This is a genomic window from Pseudomonas sediminis, from assembly GCF_039555755.1.
Taxonomy (GTDB): Bacteria; Pseudomonadota; Gammaproteobacteria; order Pseudomonadales; family Pseudomonadaceae; genus Aquipseudomonas; species Aquipseudomonas mendocina_D.
Genome location: NZ_CP154631.1, coordinates 977,933 through 1,001,227, shown reverse-complemented (window position 1 = coordinate 1,001,227; position 23,295 = coordinate 977,933). Strand labels below are relative to the sequence as shown.

Below are 23,295 nucleotides of genomic sequence, written 5' to 3'. Positions count from 1 at the left end.
GGTGAAAGGCAATAAAAAAGCCGGCTTGTGGCCGGCTTTTAGGAGGTGGTCAGGGCTTATTTTTGGTAAGCCGCGACTGCCTTGTTGATCAGGCCGCGGGCTTCTTCAGCGCCGCCCCAGCCTTCTACCTTGACCCACTTGCCCTTCTCCAGATCCTTGTAGTTCTCGAAGAAGTGCTTGATCTGCTCGATCAGCAGCGCGGGCAGGTCGGTGTATTCCTGAACGTCTTTGTACAGAACGGTCAGTTTGTCGTGCGGAACGGCAACCAGCTTGGCGTCGCCGCCGGCTTCGTCGCTCATGTGCAGTACGCCGACCGGACGAGCGCGGATCACCGAACCCGGCGCGACCGGATAAGGAGTCACGACCAGCACGTCGAGGGGGTCGCCGTCGTCAGCCAGAGTGTGCGGGATGAAACCGTAGTTGGCCGGATAGAACATCGGGGTGGCCATGAAGCGATCGACCATCAGGCAATCGGTGTCGTGGTCGATTTCGTATTTGATCGGCGCGTGGTTGGCCGGGATTTCGATGGCAACGTAGATGTCGTTCGGCAGGTCTTTACCAGCCGGGATCTTGCTGTAGCTCATGGGGGGAAACTCCCAGGGAGGGCCAAAAAAGTGGGGCGCATTATAGGCGTATTCGCAGTGCGTTACTACGGCGTCGTACTCAGCCATTGGTCGCGTTTTCGACCTCCTGGTAATCGGGGTGTTGCGCCCGCAAACGCTGCAATCGGGCGAGTGTGTCCTGACGGTAGAACAGCGCCAGTTGCCGGTAGACATCCGGGAAGGCGTCGGCCAGCAGGTCCGGTGCGGTGAAGAAGTATTCGCTGGTGACGGCAAAGAACTCTGCCGGGTCTTCGGCGGCGTAAGGGTCGATGGCGGTTTCGGCCTCGGGGTTGGCGTCCAGCTCGGCGTTCAGGGCGTCATAGGCGCTCTGCATGGCGTGGGCCCAGTCCTGCACGCGCATGTCGCGGTGCAGCGGCGGCAGGCCATTGGCGCCGCCTTCGAGCATATCCAGCTTGTGTGCCAGTTCGTGGATCACCAGGTTGTAACCTTCCCAGCCGCCACTGGCCTCGACCCCGGGCCAGGCGAGGATCACCGGGCCCTGTTGCCAGGCCTCGCCGCTGCGCGCGTCGTCCCATTCGTGTTCGATGCCGCTGGCATCGCGGTGGCGCTGCGGGCTGATGAAGTCATCCGGGTAGAGGACGATTTCGTGAAAACCCCGGTACCAGTCCAGATCGCCCAGGTGCAGCAGGGGCAATTGCGCCTGGGCTGCCAGCAGCAGGTGTTCGACCGGGCCGAGCTGCAGGCCCGGCAGGGCGGTCAGGTGCTTGTCATGCAGAAACAGCACGGCGCGTTCGCGCAACTGCTGCTCTTCGTGCCCGTCGAGGCCATCGAGAATCGGCAGGCGTCTGCGTACTTCGGCCCAGTGGGCGGGATCGACAGGGTTGTTTTCGAGGGTGCGACGACGGCGCCAGGCCTTGAAGGACCACATGCATGCGGGCTCGTTGGGAGGACCCGGCCACCATAAGGGCGCCAGGCGCTCGCTACAAGTCGGCATAAAGGCTGCAACGCCTCTTGCAGCTTCGCTGCAGCAGGAGGGCTGGGCATGGCGCTACAACTGCTGGAACACCCGGGCATCACGCTGGCGAGCGGCACAGGGCTGGACTTGCCGCACCAGGCCGCGCGGGCTCGGGCGATGTGGCTGGCCGGTCGCCAGCAGCGTCCGCCATTGCTGCTGGTCGTGCTGCTTTGGGCGCGTCACTGCCCTGATGTGGTGCAAAGCCTGGAACGTCATCTGGACGCCCTGTTCGCCGATTTTCGCTGTACGCCTGAGGGCTGGAGTGAAACCCAGGCGGCGCGACAGGTGCTGGCCGCGCTGAATCTCCAGCTGTTCCGGCGGCAGCAGGCCGGGCAGGGCGACGCCGACTTGCATGCCGGTGTGTTGCTGATGCAGGGCGATGAGTTGCAGTTTCTGCAGGCGGGCAGTGTCGGTCTGGCGCGTGCGCACAAAGGTATCTTGCAAGTCCTGACAGGGCGTGAGGGGCAGGCGCTCGGTGCTCAGGCCGAGTTGGCGCTGGTTCAGCACAGTCTGTTGCCGAGCCGCGGCGAGCATCTGTTGCTGGCGCCGCAACCGCTACTCGATGTAAGTGATCTGCAAGGGCTATGTATCCAGGCGGAGGGTAGCCTGGGCGAGCGGCTGAAGCCGCTGTTGCAGGCTCCCGGCGCTGCAGTTCTGCTGCGTCTGGGGGAAACCCAGTACCTGGCGCCGGCACCGTCCGCTGTGGTGTATCCGGCGCTGATGCAGATCGCCTGCGGCCAGCAGCTCGATGGCTGGACGCTTTTGCGTCAATGTCCTTATGGGCCGTCTGGACGGGTATACCTCGGGCGTGATGAGTCCGGGCGGGAAGCCGTGCTCTGGTTCGCCGAAGACGAGGCAGGCGAAGCCTTCTGGCAGCACGAGTGGGCTCTGCGACGCAGTACGCAGCAGGCGTTGCCGCAGGTACTGTCGCCGCATCAGGCGCGCAGCCATGCATACCTGGTGCTGGCCAAACCGCCTCGCGGCATGCGCAACCTGTTCGATTGGGTGGCTGCTCATGGGGCGCCGGATACGCAGACGCTGATAGGGATAGTGACGCAACTGATCGCCGCCGTGCGTTCGCTGCAGCGCCGTGGCATGCAGGGGCTTTGGTTGAGCCCGAGGCAGATCTTGCTCGGTGATGACGGGCGCGTGCTGTTTCTGCCTGGTGCAGCTGCGATCCTGCCCGGTGTGGCGCGTCAGTCTTTGCCTGAGCAGGCTGTACCGCTAGCGCCGGAACTGCGCAGCGGGCGAGCACTGGATGGTCGTGCCGATCAGTTCGCCCTGGCGGCGCTGATCTACTGGCTGATGTCGGGGCAATGGCCGGAGGCGGCGCGCAGCGACGTCAGGCCCGGACACTGTTATGTGCCCTTGGCGACCTTGATCCGGTATGTGCCGCAAAGCTGGGATGGCGTGCTGGCCCGCGCCCTGGCGCCGCAGCCACAGGCACGTTTCGAGGCGCTGTCGGAGTTTCAGCTGGCACTGCAGCAGCCCTTGCATGCGCGTCGCAGTCAAGCTCTGCAGCGTGTGCCAATGCAGCCGGCACGCCTGGCTGCGCTAGGTTTGGTCACGTTGCCATTGCTGTTGGGGCTGCTGCTCAGCCTCGGCGGCTGACGGGCGGCCGCTACACCTGCGAGTCGATCAATCAGAGTTGATCGGTAGCACGTAGTTCTTGAACTGCTCGTCCTCGACGAAACCGATGGACTCGTAGACCTTCTGCGCCACCTCGTTGTCGCGGCTGGTGGCCACGCGCATACGCACGGCGTTGGTTTCCTTGGCCATCTGCTTGGCGGTGTGCAGCAGGCGGTCGGCTACCAGTTGGCGGCGAGCATCCTCGGCGACATAGATGTCGTTGAGAATCCACACGCGCTTGAGCGACAGCGAGGAGTAGCTGGGGTAGAGCTGGCAGAAGCCGAGCAGCCTGTCTTCGTCGTCGGCCAACGCCAGGTAGATCACCGACTCCTTGCGGCGCAGGCGCTTCTCGAGGAACTTGCGTGAGGACTCGGGGTAGGGCAGCTCGTTGTAGAACTCGCGGTATTTGACGAACAGCGGGGTCAACAGGTCCAGGTGCTCCAGGGTGGCTTGGACGATGCGCATGGTGGGCCTCGGCTTTTCTCTATGGTGGGGCAGCAGTGGCGATGCAGCTGTTGTGCCAGCGGGTCAGCCGATGCTGCCTCAAAGCCAGTTGAAAGCGCAATCCAAGCAAGCGTTTGATTTTCGCTTGTCCGGCAACTTGGTTTTCGCGTCCTTGTCTGAACAGGGCGCAGCAGCCGCCCGGTGGGGGCTGTGCTAACCTGCGGCCATCGCTTCACGCCCCAGCGTCGGGCTTCATAGAGGTTATTCATGCATATCCATATTCTCGGCATCTGCGGCACCTTCATGGGCTCGCTCGCGGTGCTGGCCAAGGAACTCGGCCACCACGTCACCGGTTCCGACGCCAATGTCTATCCGCCCATGAGCACCCAGCTCGAAGCCCAGGGCATCGAATTGATGCAGGGCTTTGACCCGGCGCACCTGCAGCCGGCGCCCGATCTGGTAGTGATCGGCAACGCCATGAGCCGCGGAAATCCGGCGGTGGAATACGTACTGAACAAGGGTCTGCCCTATGTGTCTGGCCCGCAGTGGCTGGCCGACCACGTGCTGCAGGGACGCTGGGTGATGGCGGTGGCCGGTACCCACGGCAAGACCAGCAGCTCAAGCATGCTGGCCTGGGTGCTGGAGCACGCCGGCATGGCGCCGGGCTTCCTGATCGGCGGCGTGCCGCAGAACTTCGGCATATCCGCGCGCCTGGGCGACACGCCGTTCTTCGTGGTCGAAGCCGATGAATACGACAGCGCCTTCTTCGACAAACGCAGCAAGTTCGTACACTACCGCCCACGCACGGCGATTCTGAATAACCTGGAATTCGACCATGCCGACATCTTCCCGGATCTGGCAGCTATCGAGCGGCAGTTCCACCATCTGGTACGCATCATCCCCAGCGAAGGTCTGGTCATCCATCCGGCCAGCGAAAGCGCGCTGGCGCGGGTGATCGAGATGGGCTGCTGGACGCCCGTGCAGACCACCGGTGAAGGTGGCCAGTGGCAGGCACGTCTGCTCAGTGCGGATGGCTCGCGCTTCGAGGTGAGCTTCGACGGCAAGGTCGAGGGCACCGTAGAGTGGAACCTGACCGGCCAGCACAACGTCGCCAACGCCCTGGCCGTGCTCGCCGCAGCGCGCCATGTCGGCGTGGTGCCGGCGCTGGGCATCGAGGCACTGGGCCAGTTCATCAATGCCAAGCGGCGCATGGAGAAAGTCGCCGAGGTGAGCGGCGTGACCATCTATGACGACTTCGCCCATCACCCCACGGCCATCGCGACCACACTCGATGGCCTGCGCAAGCGTGTTGGTGACGACACTCAAGTGATCGCCGTGATCGAGCCGCGCTCCAATTCGATGAAACTCGGCGCCCATCGTGACGGCCTGGCCGAGTCCGCCGAACAGGCCGATGCGGTGTTCTGGTACGCGCCGCCGAATCTTGGCTGGGACCTGGCCGCCACCGTGGCGCAGGCGCGCAACCCGACGCGGGTGTGCGACTCGCTGGAGTCGATCATCGATGGTGTGAAGGCCCTGGCGCGCCCCGGTACCCAAGTGGTGGTCATGAGCAACGGTGGCTTCGGTGGTTTGCACGGCAAGCTGGCCAAGGCTCTGGACTGAAACGCATACCCCAGCGGTAGGGCGGGTGAAACCCGCCACATATCAAGAACCGGCGGGTTGCACCCGCCCTACGGAGCATCCATGAGCGGCCCTGAGAGAATTACCCTGGCCATGACCGGCGCCTCGGGCGCGCAATATGGCCTGCGCCTGCTCGACTGCCTGGTGCAGGAAGAGCGCGAGGTGCACTTCCTGATCTCCAAGGCCGCGCAACTGGTGATGGCTACCGAGACTGACGTGGCTCTGCCGGCCAAGCCGCAGTCCATGGCGCAGTTCCTGACCGAGTACACCGGTGCGGCGCCGGGGCAGATCCGCGTCTACGGCAAGGAAGACTGGATGGCCCCGGCCGCCTCCGGCTCCGGTGCGCCCACTGCCATGGTGGTAGTGCCGTGCAGCACCGGCACCTTGTCGGCCATCGCTGCCGGTGCCTGCAACAACCTGATCGAGCGCGCCGCCGACGTGGCGCTGAAGGAGCGCCGCCAGCTGATCCTGGTACCGCGCGAGGCGCCGTATTCGAGCATCCATCTGGAGAACATGCTCAAGCTGTCGAATCTGGGCGTGACCATCCTGCCGGCATCGCCCGGCTTCTATCACCAGCCGCAGACGCTGGATGACCTGGTGGACTTCGTCGTTGCGCGCATCCTCAACTGCCTGAATATCCCCCAGGACATGCTGCCGCGCTGGGGCGAGCATCATTTGGTGTCGGATGACTAGCAGCGTGCGCCTGCTCTTATGCGCCGTGGCGCTGCTGAGCCTGAGCGGCTGTGCCACGGTGCGTACGCTGGACGCGGCCAAGCCCGGTGCCCCTGTGGTTTATGCAGGGACGCGGCTGGACTGGTATGCGATCAATGGCGGCTGCTGCCCGCTGGATCGTTTCGGCGCCGAGGCACCGCGTTACGCGGGGCTGGATCTGCCGGCCAGTGCGCTGCTCGACACCCTGCTGTTGCCGTTTTCGCTGGCTACGGCGCTGGGTGTGAGCCTGGGTGTCAGCGGCGGGTTGTAGCCCGATGCAATCCGGGAAAGGTGCTGGTGCGCGCGGCGCGGGCTACCGGATTGTCGTTGCTGGCGTCGTTCAGCAGGTTTCCGTTTCCACTTCCAGGCACACGTCGATCCACTCGGCACCGACCAGTTCGGCCATGCGCTGCGGGGCGATGCGCACCGCGCTGTGGGTGGCGCCGGCCGCCGGTAGGACTTCATCGAAGGCCAGCAAAGAGCGGTCGCAGTAGACGCTGAGCGGTGTAGCCAGGCCGAATGGGCAAACGCCGCCCACCGGATGGCTGGTCAGTTCGACCACCGTTTGCGCATCGAGCATGCGTGCCTTGGTGCCAAAGCATTCCTTCATCTTGCGATTGTCGATGCGTGCATCGCCACGGGCGACGATCAGTACGTCACGCTCGGCGATGCGGAAGGCCAGGGTTTTGGCGATCTGCCCTGGCGCCACGCCATGCGCTTCGGCAGCCAGTGCCACGGTGGCGGTGCTGGTCTGCAGCTCGATGATCGCGATGTCGGGCGCCTTGGTGGCGAAGAAGGCGCGTACAGAGGCCAGGCTCATGAGGCGGTTCCCCAGGTCTGTATAGGTGAGCACGACGCGGTGCCAGTCTGTGCTGGTCAGGCACAGCCCCGTCCTGGCGCTGGCGTGGTCGTGAGCACGGCGAAAAAACAAGCGGCCATGCTCGCGCCGCATGGCCAGCACGTCAAGGCCTGATGGCGTCAGTTTGCCAGCAGATGTGCTGCTTTCGCCGCCTCATCGAGCCCATAGCGACCCTTTTCATCTCGCGTTACCCGCCCCATCGCTACATCCGGATCATGGGTGAACACCAGTCGGCCGCCCCGGGAAAACAGATCGCTGAGCAGTGCTTCCTTTTCCTCGATAAGGCCTTCGGGAAAGCGGTCGTAACCCATGGTGATCGGCAGGTGCACCCAGGGCGATCCGGGGATCAGGTCTCCGGGAAACACCACCGGCCCACCCGGCATGACCACCTCCGGCAGCAACTGGCCCGGTGTGTGGCCGTCGCTCCAGTGCAGGCGCCAGTCGGGGCCGAGCAATTCGCAGTGCTCGGTTTCGTCGATCAGTTGCAGGCGGCCGCTGTTTTCCAGGAGATGGAGCAGTTCCGGAATATAGGAGGCCTTATCCCGGGCGTGTGGGTTGCAGGCACGCTGCCACTGGCGTCGGCCTGTGATGAAGCGCGCGTTGGGGAACAGCAGGCGTGCGGGCTGACCCTCTTGCCAGGTAGCGAGCAGGCCGCCGGCATGGTCGAAGTGCAGGTGAGTGAGCACCAGGATGTCGATGTCGGCGTCACTCAAGCCCACGGCCGCCAGGCTGTCGAGCAGCACGTGGCGATCTTCCTGCACGCCGAAGCGCTGCTTGAGTTCGGGGCTGAAGAAGGCACCGATGCCGGTTTCGATGAGGATGTTGCGCTCGTCCTCCTGCACCAGCAGGGCACGGCAGCCGAGGTCGATGCGGTTCAGTTCGTCGGCCGGCATCCAGCGTTGCCAGAGGGCCTTGGGCGCGTTGCCGAACATGGCGCCGCCGTCGAGTTTCTGGCTGTTGCCGGTGAGGGTGGTCAGGGTTCGCATGGGTGTTCTCTTGTTCTTGTCCGGGATTGCGTGGTGGATCGATGAAGCGTGATCCACCCAGGGTGGATCACGCTTTCTACATCCACCGGCTCGTTTGTTCCAGGCTAGCGTTCGATGGCCAGCGCCACGCCCTGGCCGCCGCCGATGCACAGGGTAGCCAGACCACGGCGGGCATCGCGGCGCTGCATCTCGTGGATCAGGCTGACCAGGATGCGGCAGCCGGAGGCGCCGATGGGGTGGCCGAGGGCGATGGCGCCGCCGTTGACGTTGACCTTGGCGCTGTCCCAATGCAGCTCGCGGCCGACGGCGATGGCCTGGGCGGCGAAGGCTTCGTTGGCCTCGATCAGGTCGAGCTGTTCCAGGCTCCAGCCGGCCCGCTCCAGTGCCTTGCAACTGGCGAATACCGGGCCGATGCCCATCACCGCCGGGTCGACCCCGGCGCTGGCGTGGGCGGTAATGCGCGCCAGCACCGGCAGTTGCAATTCATCGGCCTTCTCGGCGCTCATCAGCAGTACGGCAGCGGCGCCGTCGTTGAGCGTCGAGGCGTTGCCGGCGGTCACCGTGCCGTCGTTCTTGAAGGCCGGGCGCAGCTTGCCGAGGCTGTCCAGGCTGGTGCCGGCGCGCGGCTGTTCGTCCTGGGCAAAACGCAGCGGTTCGGCGCCGCGCTGGGGAATTTCCACGGGGACGATCTCGCTGGCAAAACGGCCTGAGTCGATGGCGGCCTGGGCGCGCTGCTGCGAGCGCAGGGCGAAGGCGTCCTGCTCGGCGCGGGTGACGCCGTACTGCTCGGCCAGATTCTCCGCGGTAATGCCCATGTGGTAATTGTTGAAGGCGTCCCACAGGCCGTCCTGAATCATCGTGTCGACCAATTGCGCATGGCCCATGCGCAGGCCGCTACGGGCGCCGGGCATGACGTAGGGCGCCAGGCTCATGTTCTCCTGGCCGCCGGCGATGATGATCTCTGCGTCGCCACCACGAATGGCCTGGGCGCCGAGGATCACCGCCTTGAGGCCGGAGCCGCAGACCTTGTTCAGGGTCATGGCCGGCACCGTATGCGGCAGGCCGGCGAGCAGGACACTCTGGCGCGCCGGGTTCTGCCCGGAACCCGCGGTGAGCACCTGGCCGAGAATCACTTCGTCGATCTGCTCGCCCTCGATTCCCGTGCGGGCCAGGAGTTCACGGATCACCGCGGCGCCAAGTTGCGGCGCGGGTATGCGGCTCAACGCGCCCTGAAAGCTGCCGATGGCGGTACGGCAGGCGGCGACTATCACGACTTCACGCATAGAGGCTCCTCGTCGGCTGAACATGGCGCAGCCGATGTTTGAATAAAAAAGCGCGGCTTGACGCCGCGCGAACGCTCAATCCTGTAGGGCGGGTGCAACCCGCCGGCTCGGCGGTGGTGGGTTGCACCCGCCCTACGTTTAGAACTGCTCGGCGGCCAGACCGTAAAGCGGCTGGCTACCACCACGAATACTCGCTTCCAGGCTCAGGGTGCGCGGCAGCAGACGGGCGAAGAAGAACTCGGCGGTAGCCAGCTTGCTGCCGTAGAAGGCTTCGTCTTCACCCAGCTTGCTTTGCGCCACGGTGGCCATGCGCGCCCACATGTAGGCGTAGGCGACGTAGCCGAACAGGTGCAGGTACTCCACCGAGGCGGCACCGACTGCGTTGGGTTCGCTCTTGGCTTGCTCCAGCAGCCAGCCACTGACTGCTTCCAGGCGTTCCAGTGCTTCCATCAGGCGATCACCGAAGGGCGATTCATGGGCATGGGCGAAGTCGCGTACTTCACCGGCGAACAGGCGCAGCGCGGCGCCGCCATTGGCCACCACCTTGCGCCCGAGTAGGTCGAGTGCCTGGATGCCGTTGGTGCCCTCGTAGATCTGCGCGATGCGCACGTCGCGCACCAGCTGCTCCTGGCCCCACTCGCGGATATAGCCGTGGCCACCGAACACCTGCTGGCCGTGCACGCAGCTTTCCAGGCCAGTGTCGGTGAAGAAGGCCTTGGCCACCGGAGTCAGCAGGGCCACCAGGGCTTCGGCGTTTTGCCGTTCGCTGGCATCCTCGAAGTACTTGGCCAGGTCGAGCTGCTGGCCAACGTAGCAGGCAAAGGCACGACCGCCCTCGTTCAGCGCCTTCATGGTCAGCAGCATGCGGCGTACGTCGGCATGGACGATGATCGGGTCGGCGATCTTGTCCTTCGCCACCGGACCGGTGGCGGCGCGACTCTGGATACGCTCGCGGGCATAGCTGACGGCCGACTGATAGGAGGCCTCGGCGCAGCCGATGCCCTGGATGCCGATGGACAGGCGCTCGTAGTTCATCATGGTGAACATCGCCGCCAGGCCCTTGTTGACTTCGCCGATCAGGTAGCCGGTGGCGCCGTCGAAGTTCATCACGCAGGTGGCCGAAGCCTTGATGCCCATCTTGTGCTCGATGGAGCCGCAGCTTACGGTGTTGCGCTCGCCCGGGCTGCCGTCGGCATTGACCATCACCTTGGGCACCAGAAACAGCGAGATGCCTTTCGGCCCGGCCGGTGCGTCCGGCAGCTTGGCCAGCACCAGATGGATGATGTTCTCGGTCAGATCCTGCTCACCACCAGTGATAAAGATCTTGCTGCCGGTGATCCTGTAGCTGCCGTCGGCCTGCGGCTCGGCGCGGGTGCGGATGATGCCCAGGTCGGTGCCGGCATGGGCCTCGGTCAGGCACATGGAGCCGGCCCAGCGGCCTTCGTACATCGGTGGCAGATAGGTGGTTTTCAACTCTTCGCTGGCGTGGGCGTCGATTGCCAGGCAGGCGCCGGAACTCAGCGCGGAATACAGCGCGAAGCTGGAGCCGGCGGCATAGAGCATTTCCTCGAAGGCCACGGCGAGCATCTTGGGCATGCCCATGCCGCCGTACTGCGGGTTACCAGAAAGGCCCACCCAGCCGCCTTCGGTGTAGGTGGCGTAGGCCTCGCGGAAACCGGCCGGGGTGCGCACGTCGCCATCGATCCATTGCGCGCCTTCCTCGTCGCCGCTGCGATTGAGCGGTGCGATCAGGCTGCCGGTGACCTTGGCCGCCTCTTCGAGGATGGCGTCGGCGGTGTCGGCATCGACGGTTTCCGCCAGGGCCGGCAGACGTGCCCACAGGCTCGGCGCCTGGAAGACGTCATGGAGGACGAAGCGCATATCGCGCAGCGGGGCGTTGAACTCGGGCATTGTGCAACCTCGACAGCAGTGGCGCCGCGACGAGCGCGGCGCGTGTAGAACGAAATCCGTCAGTCGGCTTCCGCCGAACTTTGCGGCTTATCCTTGACGCTGGTGAATTTAAGCAGATGGGTGCGTTCGACCAGGATGTACAGCGCCGCGCCTGCAGCCAGGCCCCAGCCCGCGCCGTAGACAGCGAGCACCACACCCATGGTGCCGGCGATGCCGCGCTCGGTGTTGTTGTTCAGTTGCTCGAAGCCGACCATCAGGCAGATATAGCCGGTGAGGATCAGCGTCAGCGACAGGGCGATCGGCAGTACCGGCTGGAAGAAACTGACCAGCGGCAGCATGAACAGCGCGGCGAAGCCGGTGATCCAGAAGGTGCCGGCGCCGCTGTAGATCGAGTCCATCGCCTTGCGGCCGTACTTGTAGCGCTCGGCCATGGTTGCCGCCACCGCCGTCCACAGCGGACCGGCCAGGCCAGGGTAGGGCGCGAAGAAGGCGTGCAGGGCGTTGCGGATGGCGGTCACCAAGTGTACGCGGTCGACGTTGTTTTCGATCACCTCGTCGGTGCGCAGTTCATCGGCGCGCTGCATCAGCGACTGGCCGACGATGATGTCGCCGAAGGCGATCACGTAGGCAATCACCGCCGTGGGCACGGCCAGCAGGAACACGTCGAGGCCGGGGAAGCCGACGTTGAACGGCAGGTAGTTCCACATCTCGCCGAAGGCCGGCGCGGTGATGCCCCATTTCACGTCCGGCATCTTGTACTCGCCCACGCCGATACCGATGAAAATGGCGATCAGCATGCCCGGCACCATGCCGTAGTTGACGATCTTGCGCGCCATTGGCACGCGCTCGGTCAGGCCTTTGAACGACACGGAGAACATCAGGTACAGGCAGATCAGGCTGCCCAGCACCAGGGAAATCGGCGTGTTGGCCAGGCGGCCGCCGGCGCTGATCTCGCCCATCAGTGCGGCGATGCCGGCGCCGATGATGATGCCGCCTTTCATTGAGTTGGGGATCAGCCGTACCAGGGCGCTGCCCAGGCGGGTGACGCCGAGCACGAGGAAGATCACGAACACCAGGAATTGCAGGGCGAACAGCGCCTGGATGGCCTGCGGGCCGGGTTCGAAATTGCCAAGAAACAGCAGTACTACGGGAATGCCTGGAGTGATCCAGCCGGGTACGAAGGGCACGCCGAGCAACGCCGGCAGCATGAAGCCGATGCCGCACACCACCACGTAAGCCAGGGCCACGTCGTAGGGCAGGCCGAGGTATTTCTCCAGCAGCGGGATCATCGCCAGGCTGACCACGAACATGATCAGCGCCTGCAGCATCTCGGCGGTTTCCCAGCGGTAATGCACGAAGGGCAGGCGCAGCTTGAACGGGCCCAGAGGCCAGTGCGGTTGCTCGTCGCCGTCACGGCGCTTGAAAATTTGCATGAGAGTTCTCCGTCGGCCGCCTGGGCCGGTTCTTGTTGTTGTGAAAACGGTTCATTCACCCCTCTCCCGCTTGCGGTAGAGGAGCCGGGGGAGAGGGGCTTCTACAGCGCCTTGGCCATATCGCGCAGGACGAACTTCTGGATCTTGCCGGTGCTGGTCTTCGGCAACTGGGTGAAGACCACGGTCTTGGGCACCTTGAAGCCGGCCAGGTGCTCGCGGCAGAAGCTCATGATCTCGCTGTCGCTGGCCTGCTGGCCGGTCTTCAGGGTGATGAAGGCGCAGGGCGTCTCGCCCCATTTCTCGTCCGGGCGGGCGACCACGGCCGCCTCCAGCACCGCCGGGTGGCGATAGAGCACGCCCTCGACCTCGATGGTGGAGATGTTCTCGCCGCCGGAGATGATGATGTCCTTGAGGCGGTCGCGGATTTCCACGTAGCCGTCAGCGTGGCACACGCCCAGGTCTCCGGTGTGGAACCAGCCACCCTCGAAGGCCTCGGCGGTGGCGCTGGGGTTCTTCAGGTAGCCCTTCATCACCGTGTTGCCGCGCATGAAGATCTCGCCAATGGTCTGACCGTCACGCGGCACCGGCTCCAGGGTTTTCGGGTCGGCGACCATCACCCCTTCCAGGGTCGGGTAGCGCACGCCCTGGCGCGCCTTGATGGTGGCGCGTTGTTCCAGCGGCAGTTCGTCCCATTCGGCGTGCCAGGCGCACAGGGTTACCGGGCCGTAGACCTCGGTGAGGCCGTAGACGTGGGTCACGGCGATGCCCATTTCTTCCACCGCGCCGATCACCTTGGCGGGTGGCGCAGCGCCGGCGACCATGGCCTTGACCGGATGATCGATGGCCGCCTTGGCCTCGGCCGGCATGTTCACCAGCGCATTGAGCACGATGGGCGCGCCGCATAGGTGGGTGACCTGTTCGTCACGGATCAGGGTGAGGATCTTCGCCGGGTCGACGCGGCGCAGGAACACGTGCACGCCCGCCAGGGCGGTGATCGTCCAGGGGTAGCACCAACCGTTGCAGTGGAACATCGGCAGCGTCCACAGGTAGACCGGGTGGTTGCCCATGGCCCAGGTCATCTGGTTGCCCATGGCGTTGAGGAAGGCGCCGCGGTGGTGATAGACCACGCCCTTGGGGTTGCCGGTGGTGCCGGAGGTGTAGTTGAGGCTGATGGCCTGCCACTCGTCCGTCGGCCACTGCCAGGCGAATTCCGGGTCGCCTTCGGCGAGGAAGGCCTCGTAGTCCAGATCGCTGACTGCCTGGCCTTCGCCGTACTCGGGGTCGTCGACGTCGATCACCAGCGGCGGGTGATCGAGCATGCCGATGGCGGCGTGGATCACATCGAAGAACTCGCGGTCGGCGATCACCACCTTGGCTTCGCCGTGCTGCAGCATGAAAGAGATGGCTTCGGCATCCAGGCGCACGTTGAGGGTGTTGAGCACCGCGCCGATCATTGGCACGCCGAAATGCACTTCGAGCATCGCCGGGATGTTCGGCAGCATCACCGCCACCGTGTCGCCCTGGCCGATGCCACGGCCGGCCAGTGCCGAGGCCAGGCGCCGGCAGCGCGCGTAGGTCTCGGCCCAGTTGCGACGAATCGAGCCATGCACTACGGCCGGGTAGTGCGGGTATACCGCCGCTGTACGTTCGATGAAGCTCAGGGGACTGAGGGCGACGTGGTTGACGGCGGCGCGGCCGAGGCCCTGCTCGTAGATCGACATGGCGGATACACCTTTGGCTGATTGTTAGCTCTGGTTATTCCGGTAATGATGCAGGCATTACCGAAGCTTGCTGGTTTTGATTTATAGGTCATTTCTATTTTGTATGGAAGTTGTACCAAGGTTTTATAGAATAACTACTATATGAAGATCGATGCTCATCTTTCCGCTGTTCCCCTGCAGTCCTGGCTGCGCATCCAGCGTGAGGCACCGCCGCTGGGGGTGCGTGCCGAGGCGTTGCGCCAGGCCTTGCTGGGGTGCCCGCAGGTGCGCCAGGCCTGGTACCTCACCTGGCAGCCGGCCAGTCGCACCTATGCCCAGGTCGATGACGGCCCGCGCCTGCCACCCGGCATGGGCGATCCGCTGGAAGCCAGTGACGAGACACTGTTCACCGCGCTTGGCGAGCAGGCCAGCCTGACCTTCGACGCCCTGCGCCGGCTGCCGTGCTGGCTGGCCGGGCGTTTGCGTCGCGCCGCACTGCATCATGGTCAGGCGCTGGCCCTGCAGCTGCAGCCTGGGCGACCGGGCGTGCTGTTGTTGCAGGTCGATGACGCGGCTGGTTTGGAATGGCTGCCTTGGTTGCGCGAGCTGCTGGTGCAGATGGTCGAACTGGCCTCGGGGTTGGCGCGCAGTGCGCCGTTGCTGTCGGCCGACCCGCAGCCGGCGCTGCTGCTCGATGCCGAGGCGCGTCTGCTGGAGAGCAACGCGGCGTTGCAGGGGCTGCTTGGTGAACGCGCGCTGACGCAGGTGAGCGAGCTGCTGCCGGTGAACCATTTGCCGCTGGTGCGCGCCTGCCTGGAGCAGTCGCGCGCCGTGGAGTCGGTGGAGGCGCAGGATGGCGAGCGCATCCTGATCTGGAGTTTCATTCCCGATGTGGCAGAGCGCCGTGTGCTGGCGCGCTGCCGCGAAGCGACCCAGGAGATTCGCGAGCAGCGCGAAGCGGCGCGCGCGCGACGGCTGTATCGGCTGATCACCGAGAACACCACCGACCTGATCTCCCGACATACGCCGGACGGCGTGTTTCTCGATGCCACGCCTGCCAGCTGGACGTTGCTCGGTTACTGGCCGGAAGAGCTGCGCGGCATGGCGGTCGATAGTCTGCTGCATCCGCAGGATCAGGCTCAGCAAGCCAAGCAGGCGCGCGAGGCATTGGAGCAAGATGGCTACCACACCATGAGCTATCGCATTCGTCATCGCGACGGCCATTACTTGTGGTTCGAAACCGCCAGCCGCGCCATTCGCGAGACCTACACCGGTGCGGTGGTGGAGGTGGTCAGCGTGTCGCGCGACATCACCGCGCGTATCCAGGCCGAGGAGAACAAGCGCCGCCTGGAGGACGAGCTGGCGCACACCACGCGGCTGATCACCCTGGGCGAACTGGCCTCGGGTATCGCCCACGAGATCAACCAGCCGCTGGCGGCGGTGGTCAACTACGCCAGCGCCAGCCAGCGCTACCTGCAGGGCATCGGCGGTGATCAGGCCGGTGTCGACAAGGTGGGCCAGGGCCTGGCGCGCATCACCGAGCACGCCAACCACGCCTCGGCAGTGATCAAGCGCCTGCGCGCCTTCCTGCGCAAGGGCCAGCGGCGCATGCAGGCGCTGAACCTGGCCGAGGTGGCGCGCGAAGCGGTGCGCCTGTGCAACTGGGAGGCCGGTACGGCGCAGGTAGCGGTCAGCGACCTGTTGCCGGACAATCTGCCGCCGGTATTCGCCGACCGCGTGCTGCTCGAACAGGTGCTGCTCAACCTGCTGCGCAATGCCATTGATGCCAACCGCGAACGTCACCCTGGTGCACCTTCGCAGGTCCGTCTGGAGGCAAGCGAAGCGGACGGCAACCTGGCGATCCGGGTGATCGATCAGGGGCCGGGTGTCAGCGACGAGCAGATGGGCAAGCTGTTCACCCCCTTTTACACCAGCAAGGCCGATGGACTGGGGCTAGGCCTGTCCATGAGCCGCAGCATCATCGAAGGTTTTGGTGGTGCGTTGGAGGCTTTCCCGGCTGAGGGCGGTGGATTGTGCCTGGAGTGCCGTTTGCCACTGGGCAAGGTTGAGGAAAGCGAGAGGTAACCCGAGGTAGGGCGTACTCGCGTAGCAGTACGCCGTTTGGACGGTGGCGTAGCGCGGGACTGTTCGCTGGCGCTCCTGGGTCCGCCCTACGGCGGCCGGCGCTACCCAAACTAGGTCACGCATAACAACAAAAGGAGCAGCACAGGGATGCAACAACTGGTTTACGTGGTCGATGACGACCAGGGCATGCTCGATTCGACGCTCTGGCTGCTGGAGTCGGTAGGCCTCAAGGGCGTGCCGTTCACCAGTGGTCGGGCCTTTCTCGAGGCTTGCGACCCGACTGCCAATGCCTGCGTGCTGCTCGATGTGCGCATGCCCGGCATGGGGGGGCTGAATGTGCAGGAGGAGATGCGCGTGCGTGGCATCGACCTGCCAGTGATCTTCGTCAGCGGCCATGCCGACGTGCCCATCGTCGTGCGCGCGTTCAAGGCCGGCGCGGTGGACTTCATCGAGAAGCCCTACAACGAGCAGTTACTGCTCGATAGCGTGCAGCAGGCGTTGGATCGTCGTCCGGCCCGTCCGCGGCGCGATGCGCGCCTGGCCGAGGTGCAGGCGCGGCTCGATCAGCTCACCCCGCGTGAGCGCGATGTGCTGCTGCCGCTGGTGCGCGGCTACACCAACCGCGAAGTGGCCGAGCAGCTCGATATCAGCGTGAAGACCGTCGACCTCTATCGCTCACGGGTGATGAAACGCATGCAGGCTGAGACGCTGCCGGAGCTGGTAGGTATGGTTATCGCCGCCGGGTTGGTCGATCCGCTGGCGTTGCGTTCCGGCGCGGTAAGCAGTTAGTCGCTCAGTCGGCCCAGCCGCGATAGACGTGGGTCATGGGCCTTGGCCCCTTGAGATAGCCGGTGCTCAGTTCGCGGATATGAAAGCCGCCGGCTCCTATCAGCGCGGGTATGTCGCGATCCAGATGGCAGCCGCCGGCCAGCGGTTTCCACAGCGGCGTCAGGCGCTTTTGCCAGCGCACCACCGGCAGATCCGGCGCCAGACCGTGTTCGCAGAACAGCAGACGCCCGCCAGGCTTGAGTACGCGGCGCATTTCGCGCAGGGCGGCGATGGCATCGGGGATGGTGCACAGGGTGAAGGTGCAGACGATGTCATCGAAGCTGGCATCCGCCGCCTGAATCTGCCCCAGCTCCAGGGCGATCATTTCCACCGGCACCTGGCAGCGTGCGGCGCGTTCGCGGGCCAGAGCCTGCATTTCCGCGGACGGATCGACGCCAACCACCGCCTCGACCCGCTGTGGGTCGTAGAAACTCAGGTTGAGTCCGCTGCCGATGCCGATTTCCAGCACGCGACCGCGCGCCTGTGGCACGAGTTGCGAGCGCGCCTTCATCACCGCGCCCATGCCGCAGGCGAAATCGATCAGGTGCGGCAGGATATGGCGGTCATAGAGGCCCATGGTTCAGGCTTCGTCCTGCCCCTCATCGTCCTCATCGTTGTCGCCGCGATAGGCGGCAAAGCATTTGAGGGTATGACTGACTTCGCTGCCTTCGATCAACCAACTGTCGTCCGCTTCGCTATAGCGCGCAGCCTGTACCGAAGCCAGAGAGAACTTCCACAGGCGGCGCTCGCGACCATCGATGCAGTGCACCTGCAGCAGCGGTTTGGCGGCGCTGTCGCTGCCCGCCGAGCCGGCGCTGATCTGTGCCAGCAGTTCGGTGTCGAGGTCGAACTGCCAGGCATACAGACCGTCGATCTCCAGCATGTCGGCGTCTTGCAGGGCCTCGATCAGGCTTGTCGGTTTCATCGCTTTATCCACCACGTCAGCGCCCCAGGCGGCGCAGGTCGGAGGACTCTATCACGCGCACGCCGTCTTCCTCTTCCAGAGCCAGGCGCCAGAGGGCGCGAGCCAGGGCACAGGCGTCGATGCCACGGTACTTGCCCGGCAGCCAGCGCAGCAGGGGAGCCGCGAGGCGCTCGCCGAGACGAAATTCATGGCGTGCTCCGAGCAGGAGCGATGGGCGGGCGATGGTCAGTTGCGGCCAGTCCATGGCTTTCAGTGCTTGCTCGGTTTCGCCCTTGATGCGGTTGTAGAACACTGTTGATCCGGCGTTGGCGCCCAGCGCGCTGATCACCACCAGGTGCCGTGCGCCGAGCTCGCGGGCGCGGCGGGCGAAAGCCAGTACGAGATCGTGGTCGACAGCGCGAAAGGCCTCCTGCGAGCCGGCCTGTTTGATGGTACTGCCCAGGCAGCAGAAGGCGGTATCGACCTGGCCGGACAGTTGCGGCAGTAGCGCCTGCAGGTCACCCACCGGGTTTTCCAGATTCGGATGGGCGGCCAATGGTCGACGTGTCGGTGCCAGCACGCGGGCGACCGTCGGCTCGCTGAGCAGACGATCGAGCAGGTGCTCACCGGTGAGTCCGGTGGCACCGGCGATAAGAATGTGCTGTGGGGTCAGGTACATGCGGTTATCTCTTGTCCGTCACAGTTCAGCTTAACAGGCTGTTGAAAAACTACCTGCGTTGGCAATGCTTCGTTTAAAACAGCCTCGTGCGCGAGTCCGATCAAAATGCTCATTTACAACTCGTAAACTGCGCTTTTTCGGCTGTTTTTGCCTCGTCTTGCCTGCCTCGCCTACGTTTTTCAACGGCCTGTTAGTCCTTTGCCGGACCGCTGGCCACGGCACCGAGCGCGCGCTCGGCCTGGCTTTGGCGTAGTTCGCGCCAGTGCTGGAGTACGCCGCGGGGCGCCCAGATTTGCGGTTCGGAAGGTTCGAAGCCGTCGCTCTGCTCACGCTCGGCGACACGTTCCTTGGCCAGTTCGAAGGCTCGTTCCAAGTTGTCGGTTTCGCCGAGGGCCTCGGCGAACAGGGCGCGGCCGAAATAGGTGAAGTCGTTCTCCTCGCTGCAGCCGAAGGAAACCCGGTCGGCGCGTGCGGCGGTCATCACCAGGGTCTTTTCGTCTTTCAGGGGTGGGATGAAACCGCCGGAGTAGCAAGCCGAAATCACCACCACCTTGTCGCGTTGCTTGAGTGGAGCCAGCAGCGCCGCCAGCTCGCTGGCAGGCAGGTCGGCCAGTTGCAGGCGCGGCTGGTCGAGATTGAGTTCATGGTGGCGCGAGCCGTGGCTGGTCAGGTAGATGAAGATCAGGTCTTCCTCGCCACTGCGTTCGGCAAGAGCCTGAACCACGCGGGTGAGGTTCTCGCGCGTGGCCAATGGGCGGTCGGCAAGATGGTCGCGGTGATTGATCAGGCTGACGCTGCCGTATGCACCAAAGCGATCACGCATCAACCTGCTGACGTAATCGGCTTCACGCATGAACACGCTCTGCTTGCCGTCGCCCGCCAGGGTCAGCGCGTAGAGTTCGCGCGACGGTGTCGAGGTGGGAATCGCGGCGATGGCCTCTTCGAGCAGTTGTCCCTGTTGCAGCAGGCCCAGCTCCAGGCTGTCGGGCAGTGGCTGGCCCTGTTCGTCACGTACCAGGCGCCCGCTTTGCCAGGTGCCGGACTGACGGCTGCCGTCGGCCAGGGTCAGGGTGCCCTCGCCACTGTATTCTCCGCCGGAGAAATGGCCTCTGTAGGCGCTGCCGTCTGGCAAGGTGAGCAGGCCTTCGCCCTCGTACTGCCAGTCGGCGAATTCGCCGAGGTAGCGGGTGCCTTCGCCATCGGTGTATTCGCCGGGGCCCTGCATCACGCCTTCTACGAATTCGCCGGCCCAGGTCTCGCCGCCAGCGCTCTGGTAGCGACCTTTGCCATGAAACTCGTCGTTCTTGAAACCGCCGCTGTAGTTGTCGCCATCGGCGTTGTGGTAGCTGCCCTGGCCGCTGAGCAGACCCTGGGCGAACACGCCGCTGTACTGATTGCCGTAGGCGTCGATGCGTACGCCCTGGCCCTCTGGCTGTCCCTTGACGAACTGGCCCTGGAAGCTGCTGCCGTCGGCCATTTCCAGTTTGCCCAGACCGTGGAAGCGGTCGTTGAGAAATTTCCCCTGATAGCGTTGGCCGCCCTGTTCGAGCAGGCCCACGCCACTGAACCGGTTGCGTTCGAAACCGCCTTCGTAGCGGCTACCGTCGCTGTAGGTGAGGGTGCCCTGGCCGTGGAACATGCCTTCATGAAATTCGCCCAGATAGTGCTCGCCACCGGGGCCTTGCCACTCGCCGCTGCCTTCCAGCATGCCGTCCTTGAACTGGCCGACGAACCAGCTGCCATTGCGGTAGTCCAGACGCCCGGGGCCTTGCAATAGGCCATCGACGATCTCGCCACGATACTGGCCGCCGTCGGGCAGGGTGGCATTGGCCGGCAGTAGCGGACGGGCTTCGTCGCAACCGGCGATCAGCAGGGACAAGCAAACAGGAAGCAGGCGCAGGGCAAGGGAATTCATGGCGGACGTCCAGGTCGGTGCTTTGCTCGGCAGTATGCCGCAAGCCCGCAGGCTTGCGCTGTCGCATCGCACGCTTTGCTGACGCGAGAAGATTCCCGTTCCGGCCGCGAGGGCCGGAAACGGGAGCAGGCGGGGATCAAACGAAGCAGAGGGTCAGCGGCTCGGCGATGTAGGCCGGTTTTTCCTGGCCTTCGATTTCCAGCACGGCGCGCGCCTTGAGCAGCCACTGGCCGGGGTTCTTCTCGGTGGCATCGGTCAGGGTGACCACCAGGCGCACCTTGGAGTTGACCTTGACCGGCTGGATGAAGCGCACACTGTCGAGGCCGTAGTTCACTGCCATCTTCAGGCCCTGCGGCATGATCATGATCTTTTCCATCAGCATCGGCACCAGCGACAGCGACAGGAAACCGTGGGCGATGGTGGTGCCGAAGGGGGTGAGCTTGGCCTTTTCCGGGTCGACGTGGATGAACTGGTGGTCGCCGGTGCACTCGGCGAACTGGTTGATGCGCTGCTGGTCGATGGTCAGCCACTCGGACTTGCCCAGTTCCTTGCCAACATAGTCCTTGAGCTCTGCTACGGGTACGAACGGCATAGTTCCTCCTTGAGGACGCGTGTGTTGTTTTTGTTTGCGTGAAACCGTTGCGGCCTAGATCATCATGGGGGCGGCATCGGGTCAAGCCTGCCTTGGCGTGATGAATGACGCTGCATAGGTCCGCTCGACGAAGCAATACAGAGGCCAGCGAGATGGCATCACGCCTATAATGGCCGACATGCCTCAATGGATGCCCGGAATCCCCTCCAGTAGGTCGCTGAAAAACTACCTACGTTGCCATTGCTGCGTTAAAAACAGGCTCGGAATGCTCATTTACAACTCGTAAACTGCGCTTCCTCGCCTGTTTTTGTCTTGCACTGGCTGCCTCGCCTACGTTTTTCAGCGGCCTACTCGTAAGCGGAGATCACGGCCATCGCTCGTTTTCCGGAGATTTCAAACATGCTGCTTCGCGGCCTTTCCTGGCTGGTGCTCTGCCAGTTACTGGGTACCGTTCTCAACGTCCTGCTGCTGCCGATGTTGCCTGGTCCGATCATCGGCATGCTGTTGTTGTTCGTCTTTCTCATGCTGCGTGGCGAGGTGGGCGAGCCGCTCAGCGTCGCGTCTAGCAGCCTGCTCAAATACCTGCCACTGATTCTGGTGCCGCCGGCCGTGGGCGTGATGGCTTATGCCAGCGATATCGCCGCCGATTTCTGGGCCGTGGTCGGCGCGCTGGTACTGTCGTTGCTGGTGTCGCTGGCCTTCGCTGGCTGGCTGATGCAGAAATTGATCGAGCGTCAGCAGCGCCAGGAGGACGTATGAGTCCGGATTGGCAGGGCGCCTGGCAGGCGCTGACCCATCACCCGCTGTTCGGCATCGGCATCACCCTGGGCGCCTACCAACTGGCCATGGCCGCGTACGAGCGCACCCGCTGGGTATTCCTGCAACCGGTACTGGTGTCGATGCTCACGGTGATCGGCATCCTGCTGCTGTGCGGCCTGAGTTTCGCCGAGTACCGCAACAGCGTCGCGGCGCTGACTCTGCTGCTCGGCCCGGCCACGGTGGCTCTGGCCGTGCCGCTGTACCTCAACCTGCGGCGGATTCGCCAGCTGTTCTGGCCGATCATCCTGACGTTGCTGATTGCCGGCACCTTCGCCACTGTACTCGGCGCGGGGCTGGCCAGGCTGTTCGGCGCCGAGCGCATCATGCTGATGAGCATGGCGCCGAAATCGGTAACTTCGCCGATCGCCATGCTGGTGGCCGATCAGATTGGCGGCATCGCGGCACTGGCGGCGGTGTTCGTGATGATCACCGGGGTCATCGGCGCCATCGTCGGACCGTCCATTCTGCGTCTGTGCCGGGTTCATCATCCGGCGGCGCAGGGTATGGCGCTGGGCATCACCGCGCATGCCGTGGGTACGGCGCGCGCCCTGCAGGAGAGCGACGAGTGCGGCGCCTTCGCCGCGCTGGCGATGAGCCTGATGGGGGTGATCACCGCCGTGCTGTTGCCGCTGGCGATTGTCATGCTCCTGTGAGAGCCTGCCTGACCATCCCTGATGCTCCGGCAGTCTTGCGTAGATAACAGGCCGTAAACCATGAAGCTCCCGCTGTTCCCGCTCAACACCGTTCTGTTTCCCGGTTGTGTGCTCGACCTGCAGATATTCGAGGCACGCTACCTGGACATGATCAGCCGCTGCATGAAACAGGGCACGGGGTTCGGCGTGGTGTGCATCGTCGAGGGCGAAGAGGTGGGCGAAGCCGCCAGCCGTTTCGCAGCCATTGGCTGCGAGGCGTTGGTGCGCGATTTCCAGCAGCGTCCCAATGGCCTGCTGGGCATTCGCGTGGAGGGTGGCCGGCGCTTCAGGGTCGAGCGCGCTCAGGTGCTGCCGGACCAACTGACCGTCGCCGACGTGCAGTGGCTGGAGGAGCAACCCAACAGCCCGCTGCAGGCCGAGCATGCTGATCTGGCCGCCCTGCACGCGGCCCTGGCCGAGCATCCGCTGGTGGCTGGCCTGGATATGACCGGCGTGGTCGCCGGTCAGCAGCAACTGGCCAATCAGCTGGCCTATCTATTGCCGCTGGAGCCGGCGCAGAAACTGCAGCTACTTCAGCTCGATGATCCTGCCCTGCGCCTGGAGCAACTGCACGCCATGCTCGAGGTGCTCCAGGGCGATGTCTGAGGC

At 64.5% G+C, this 23,295-nt stretch carries 23 protein-coding genes; 9 read left to right on the top strand and 14 right to left on the bottom strand.

Translation table 11 applies throughout. The annotated features are described in order from the left end of the window. Positions 1-56: 56 nt before the first annotated feature. Positions 57-584 (bottom strand): inorganic diphosphatase, encoded by a 528-nt coding sequence (gene ppa / locus AAEQ75_RS04800; RefSeq protein ID WP_013717208.1) that lies wholly within the window; start codon positions 582-584, stop codon positions 57-59. A 79-nt stretch (positions 585-663) separates the two neighbouring features. Further along, a complete protein-coding gene (locus AAEQ75_RS04795) occupies positions 664-1,491 on the bottom strand; it encodes a zinc-dependent peptidase (protein WP_343351023.1) in 828 nt (275 codons plus the stop codon). Positions 1,492-1,605: 114 nt separating this feature from the next. Here AAEQ75_RS04795 and AAEQ75_RS04790 point away from each other — a divergent pair, with 114 nt between their 5' ends. Then, positions 1,606-3,189 (top strand): protein kinase, encoded by a 1,584-nt coding sequence (locus tag AAEQ75_RS04790; protein WP_343351022.1) that lies wholly within the window; start codon positions 1,606-1,608, stop codon positions 3,187-3,189. Between the two features lie 27 nt (positions 3,190-3,216). Here AAEQ75_RS04790 and AAEQ75_RS04785 read toward each other — a convergent pair whose 3' ends face one another. Beyond that, positions 3,217-3,672: a GNAT family N-acetyltransferase gene (locus tag AAEQ75_RS04785; RefSeq protein ID WP_179574539.1), complete on the bottom strand. Its 456-nt coding sequence runs from the start codon at positions 3,670-3,672 to the stop codon at positions 3,217-3,219. 246 nt (positions 3,673-3,918) lie between these two features. Here AAEQ75_RS04785 and mpl point away from each other — a divergent pair, with 246 nt between their 5' ends. From mpl to AAEQ75_RS04770, 3 genes are all read left to right on the top strand, one after another. Continuing rightward, entirely contained in the window at positions 3,919-5,271 is a 1,353-nt protein-coding gene (gene mpl / locus AAEQ75_RS04780) for a UDP-N-acetylmuramate:L-alanyl-gamma-D-glutamyl-meso-diaminopimelate ligase (RefSeq protein WP_343351021.1), read from the top strand. Between the two features lie 81 nt (positions 5,272-5,352). Then, entirely contained in the window at positions 5,353-5,982 is a 630-nt protein-coding gene (gene ubiX / locus AAEQ75_RS04775; protein WP_064494985.1) for a flavin prenyltransferase UbiX, read from the top strand. Then, positions 5,975-6,271 (top strand): YceK/YidQ family lipoprotein, encoded by a 297-nt coding sequence (locus AAEQ75_RS04770; RefSeq protein WP_003463065.1) that lies wholly within the window; start codon positions 5,975-5,977, stop codon positions 6,269-6,271. Before ubiX ends, AAEQ75_RS04770 begins: the two co-directional genes overlap by 8 nt. 69 nt (positions 6,272-6,340) lie before the next feature. Here the strand turns inward: AAEQ75_RS04770 and AAEQ75_RS04765 are convergent, their stop codons facing one another. From AAEQ75_RS04765 to AAEQ75_RS04740, 6 genes are all read right to left on the bottom strand, one after another. Beyond that, a complete protein-coding gene (locus AAEQ75_RS04765) occupies positions 6,341-6,820 on the bottom strand; it encodes a YbaK/EbsC family protein (protein WP_256832839.1) in 480 nt (159 codons plus the stop codon). A gap of 158 nt (positions 6,821-6,978) precedes the next feature. After that, positions 6,979-7,845: an MBL fold metallo-hydrolase gene (locus AAEQ75_RS04760; RefSeq protein WP_343351020.1), complete on the bottom strand. Its 867-nt coding sequence runs from the start codon at positions 7,843-7,845 to the stop codon at positions 6,979-6,981. Between the two features lie 104 nt (positions 7,846-7,949). Then, on the bottom strand, positions 7,950-9,128 hold the full coding sequence (locus tag AAEQ75_RS04755) for an acetyl-CoA C-acetyltransferase (protein ID WP_343351019.1): 1,179 nt from the start codon (positions 9,126-9,128) through the stop codon (positions 7,950-7,952). A gap of 138 nt (positions 9,129-9,266) precedes the next feature. Beyond that, positions 9,267-11,039, bottom strand: a complete 1,773-nt coding sequence (locus tag AAEQ75_RS04750) for an acyl-CoA dehydrogenase C-terminal domain-containing protein (RefSeq protein ID WP_343351018.1) — start codon at positions 11,037-11,039, stop codon at positions 9,267-9,269. 59 nt (positions 11,040-11,098) lie between these two features. After that, on the bottom strand, positions 11,099-12,472 hold the full coding sequence (locus AAEQ75_RS04745) for a solute carrier family 23 protein (protein ID WP_343351017.1): 1,374 nt from the start codon (positions 12,470-12,472) through the stop codon (positions 11,099-11,101). A gap of 101 nt (positions 12,473-12,573) precedes the next feature. Further along, positions 12,574-14,193 (bottom strand): acyl-CoA synthetase, encoded by a 1,620-nt coding sequence (locus AAEQ75_RS04740; RefSeq protein WP_206409200.1) that lies wholly within the window; start codon positions 14,191-14,193, stop codon positions 12,574-12,576. A 141-nt stretch (positions 14,194-14,334) separates the two neighbouring features. Here AAEQ75_RS04740 and AAEQ75_RS04735 point away from each other — a divergent pair, with 141 nt between their 5' ends. Further along, entirely contained in the window at positions 14,335-16,257 is a 1,923-nt protein-coding gene (locus tag AAEQ75_RS04735) for a sensor histidine kinase (RefSeq protein WP_343351016.1), read from the top strand. A gap of 147 nt (positions 16,258-16,404) precedes the next feature. Further along, on the top strand, positions 16,405-17,046 hold the full coding sequence (locus AAEQ75_RS04730; RefSeq protein WP_343351015.1) for a response regulator transcription factor: 642 nt from the start codon (positions 16,405-16,407) through the stop codon (positions 17,044-17,046). A 4-nt stretch (positions 17,047-17,050) separates the two neighbouring features. On the opposite strand, the gene AAEQ75_RS04725 is transcribed toward AAEQ75_RS04730, so the two are convergent. The 5 genes from AAEQ75_RS04725 to AAEQ75_RS04705 all read right to left on the bottom strand — a co-directional run bounded on the left by AAEQ75_RS04725 (position 17,051) and on the right by AAEQ75_RS04705 (position 21,175). After that, complete coding sequence (locus AAEQ75_RS04725; RefSeq protein ID WP_143497554.1) at positions 17,051-17,662, bottom strand: class I SAM-dependent methyltransferase; 612 nt, start codon at positions 17,660-17,662, stop codon at positions 17,051-17,053. Between the two features lie 3 nt (positions 17,663-17,665). Beyond that, a complete protein-coding gene (locus tag AAEQ75_RS04720) occupies positions 17,666-18,010 on the bottom strand; it encodes a DUF5629 family protein (protein WP_143497553.1) in 345 nt (114 codons plus the stop codon). A gap of 16 nt (positions 18,011-18,026) precedes the next feature. Beyond that, positions 18,027-18,668 carry an oxidoreductase gene (locus tag AAEQ75_RS04715; RefSeq protein WP_143504755.1) on the bottom strand — a complete coding sequence of 214 codons (642 nt, stop codon included), beginning with the start codon at positions 18,666-18,668 and terminating at the stop codon, positions 18,027-18,029. A 190-nt stretch (positions 18,669-18,858) separates the two neighbouring features. After that, positions 18,859-20,583: a C13 family peptidase gene (locus tag AAEQ75_RS04710; protein ID WP_343351014.1), complete on the bottom strand. Its 1,725-nt coding sequence runs from the start codon at positions 20,581-20,583 to the stop codon at positions 18,859-18,861. Positions 20,584-20,719: 136 nt separating this feature from the next. After that, positions 20,720-21,175, bottom strand: a complete 456-nt coding sequence (locus AAEQ75_RS04705; RefSeq protein WP_143497550.1) for a MaoC family dehydratase — start codon at positions 21,173-21,175, stop codon at positions 20,720-20,722. Positions 21,176-21,574: 399 nt separating this feature from the next. On the opposite strand from AAEQ75_RS04705, the gene AAEQ75_RS04700 reads away from it, so the two are divergent. Genes AAEQ75_RS04700 through AAEQ75_RS04690 form a run of 3 tightly spaced genes read left to right on the top strand, consistent with a single transcriptional unit; the run spans position 21,575 to position 23,292 of the window. Next, the gene (locus AAEQ75_RS04700) at positions 21,575-21,934 is read left to right on the top strand and encodes a CidA/LrgA family protein (protein ID WP_099526355.1); all 360 of its coding nucleotides are present in this window, start codon (positions 21,575-21,577) and stop codon (positions 21,932-21,934) included. Beyond that, positions 21,931-22,647 carry an LrgB family protein gene (locus tag AAEQ75_RS04695; RefSeq protein WP_343351013.1) on the top strand — a complete coding sequence of 239 codons (717 nt, stop codon included), beginning with the start codon at positions 21,931-21,933 and terminating at the stop codon, positions 22,645-22,647. Before AAEQ75_RS04700 ends, AAEQ75_RS04695 begins: the two co-directional genes overlap by 4 nt. Before the next feature lie 60 nt (positions 22,648-22,707). After that, entirely contained in the window at positions 22,708-23,292 is a 585-nt protein-coding gene (locus AAEQ75_RS04690; protein ID WP_343351012.1) for an LON peptidase substrate-binding domain-containing protein, read from the top strand. The last annotated feature ends 3 nt before the right edge of the window (positions 23,293-23,295 follow it).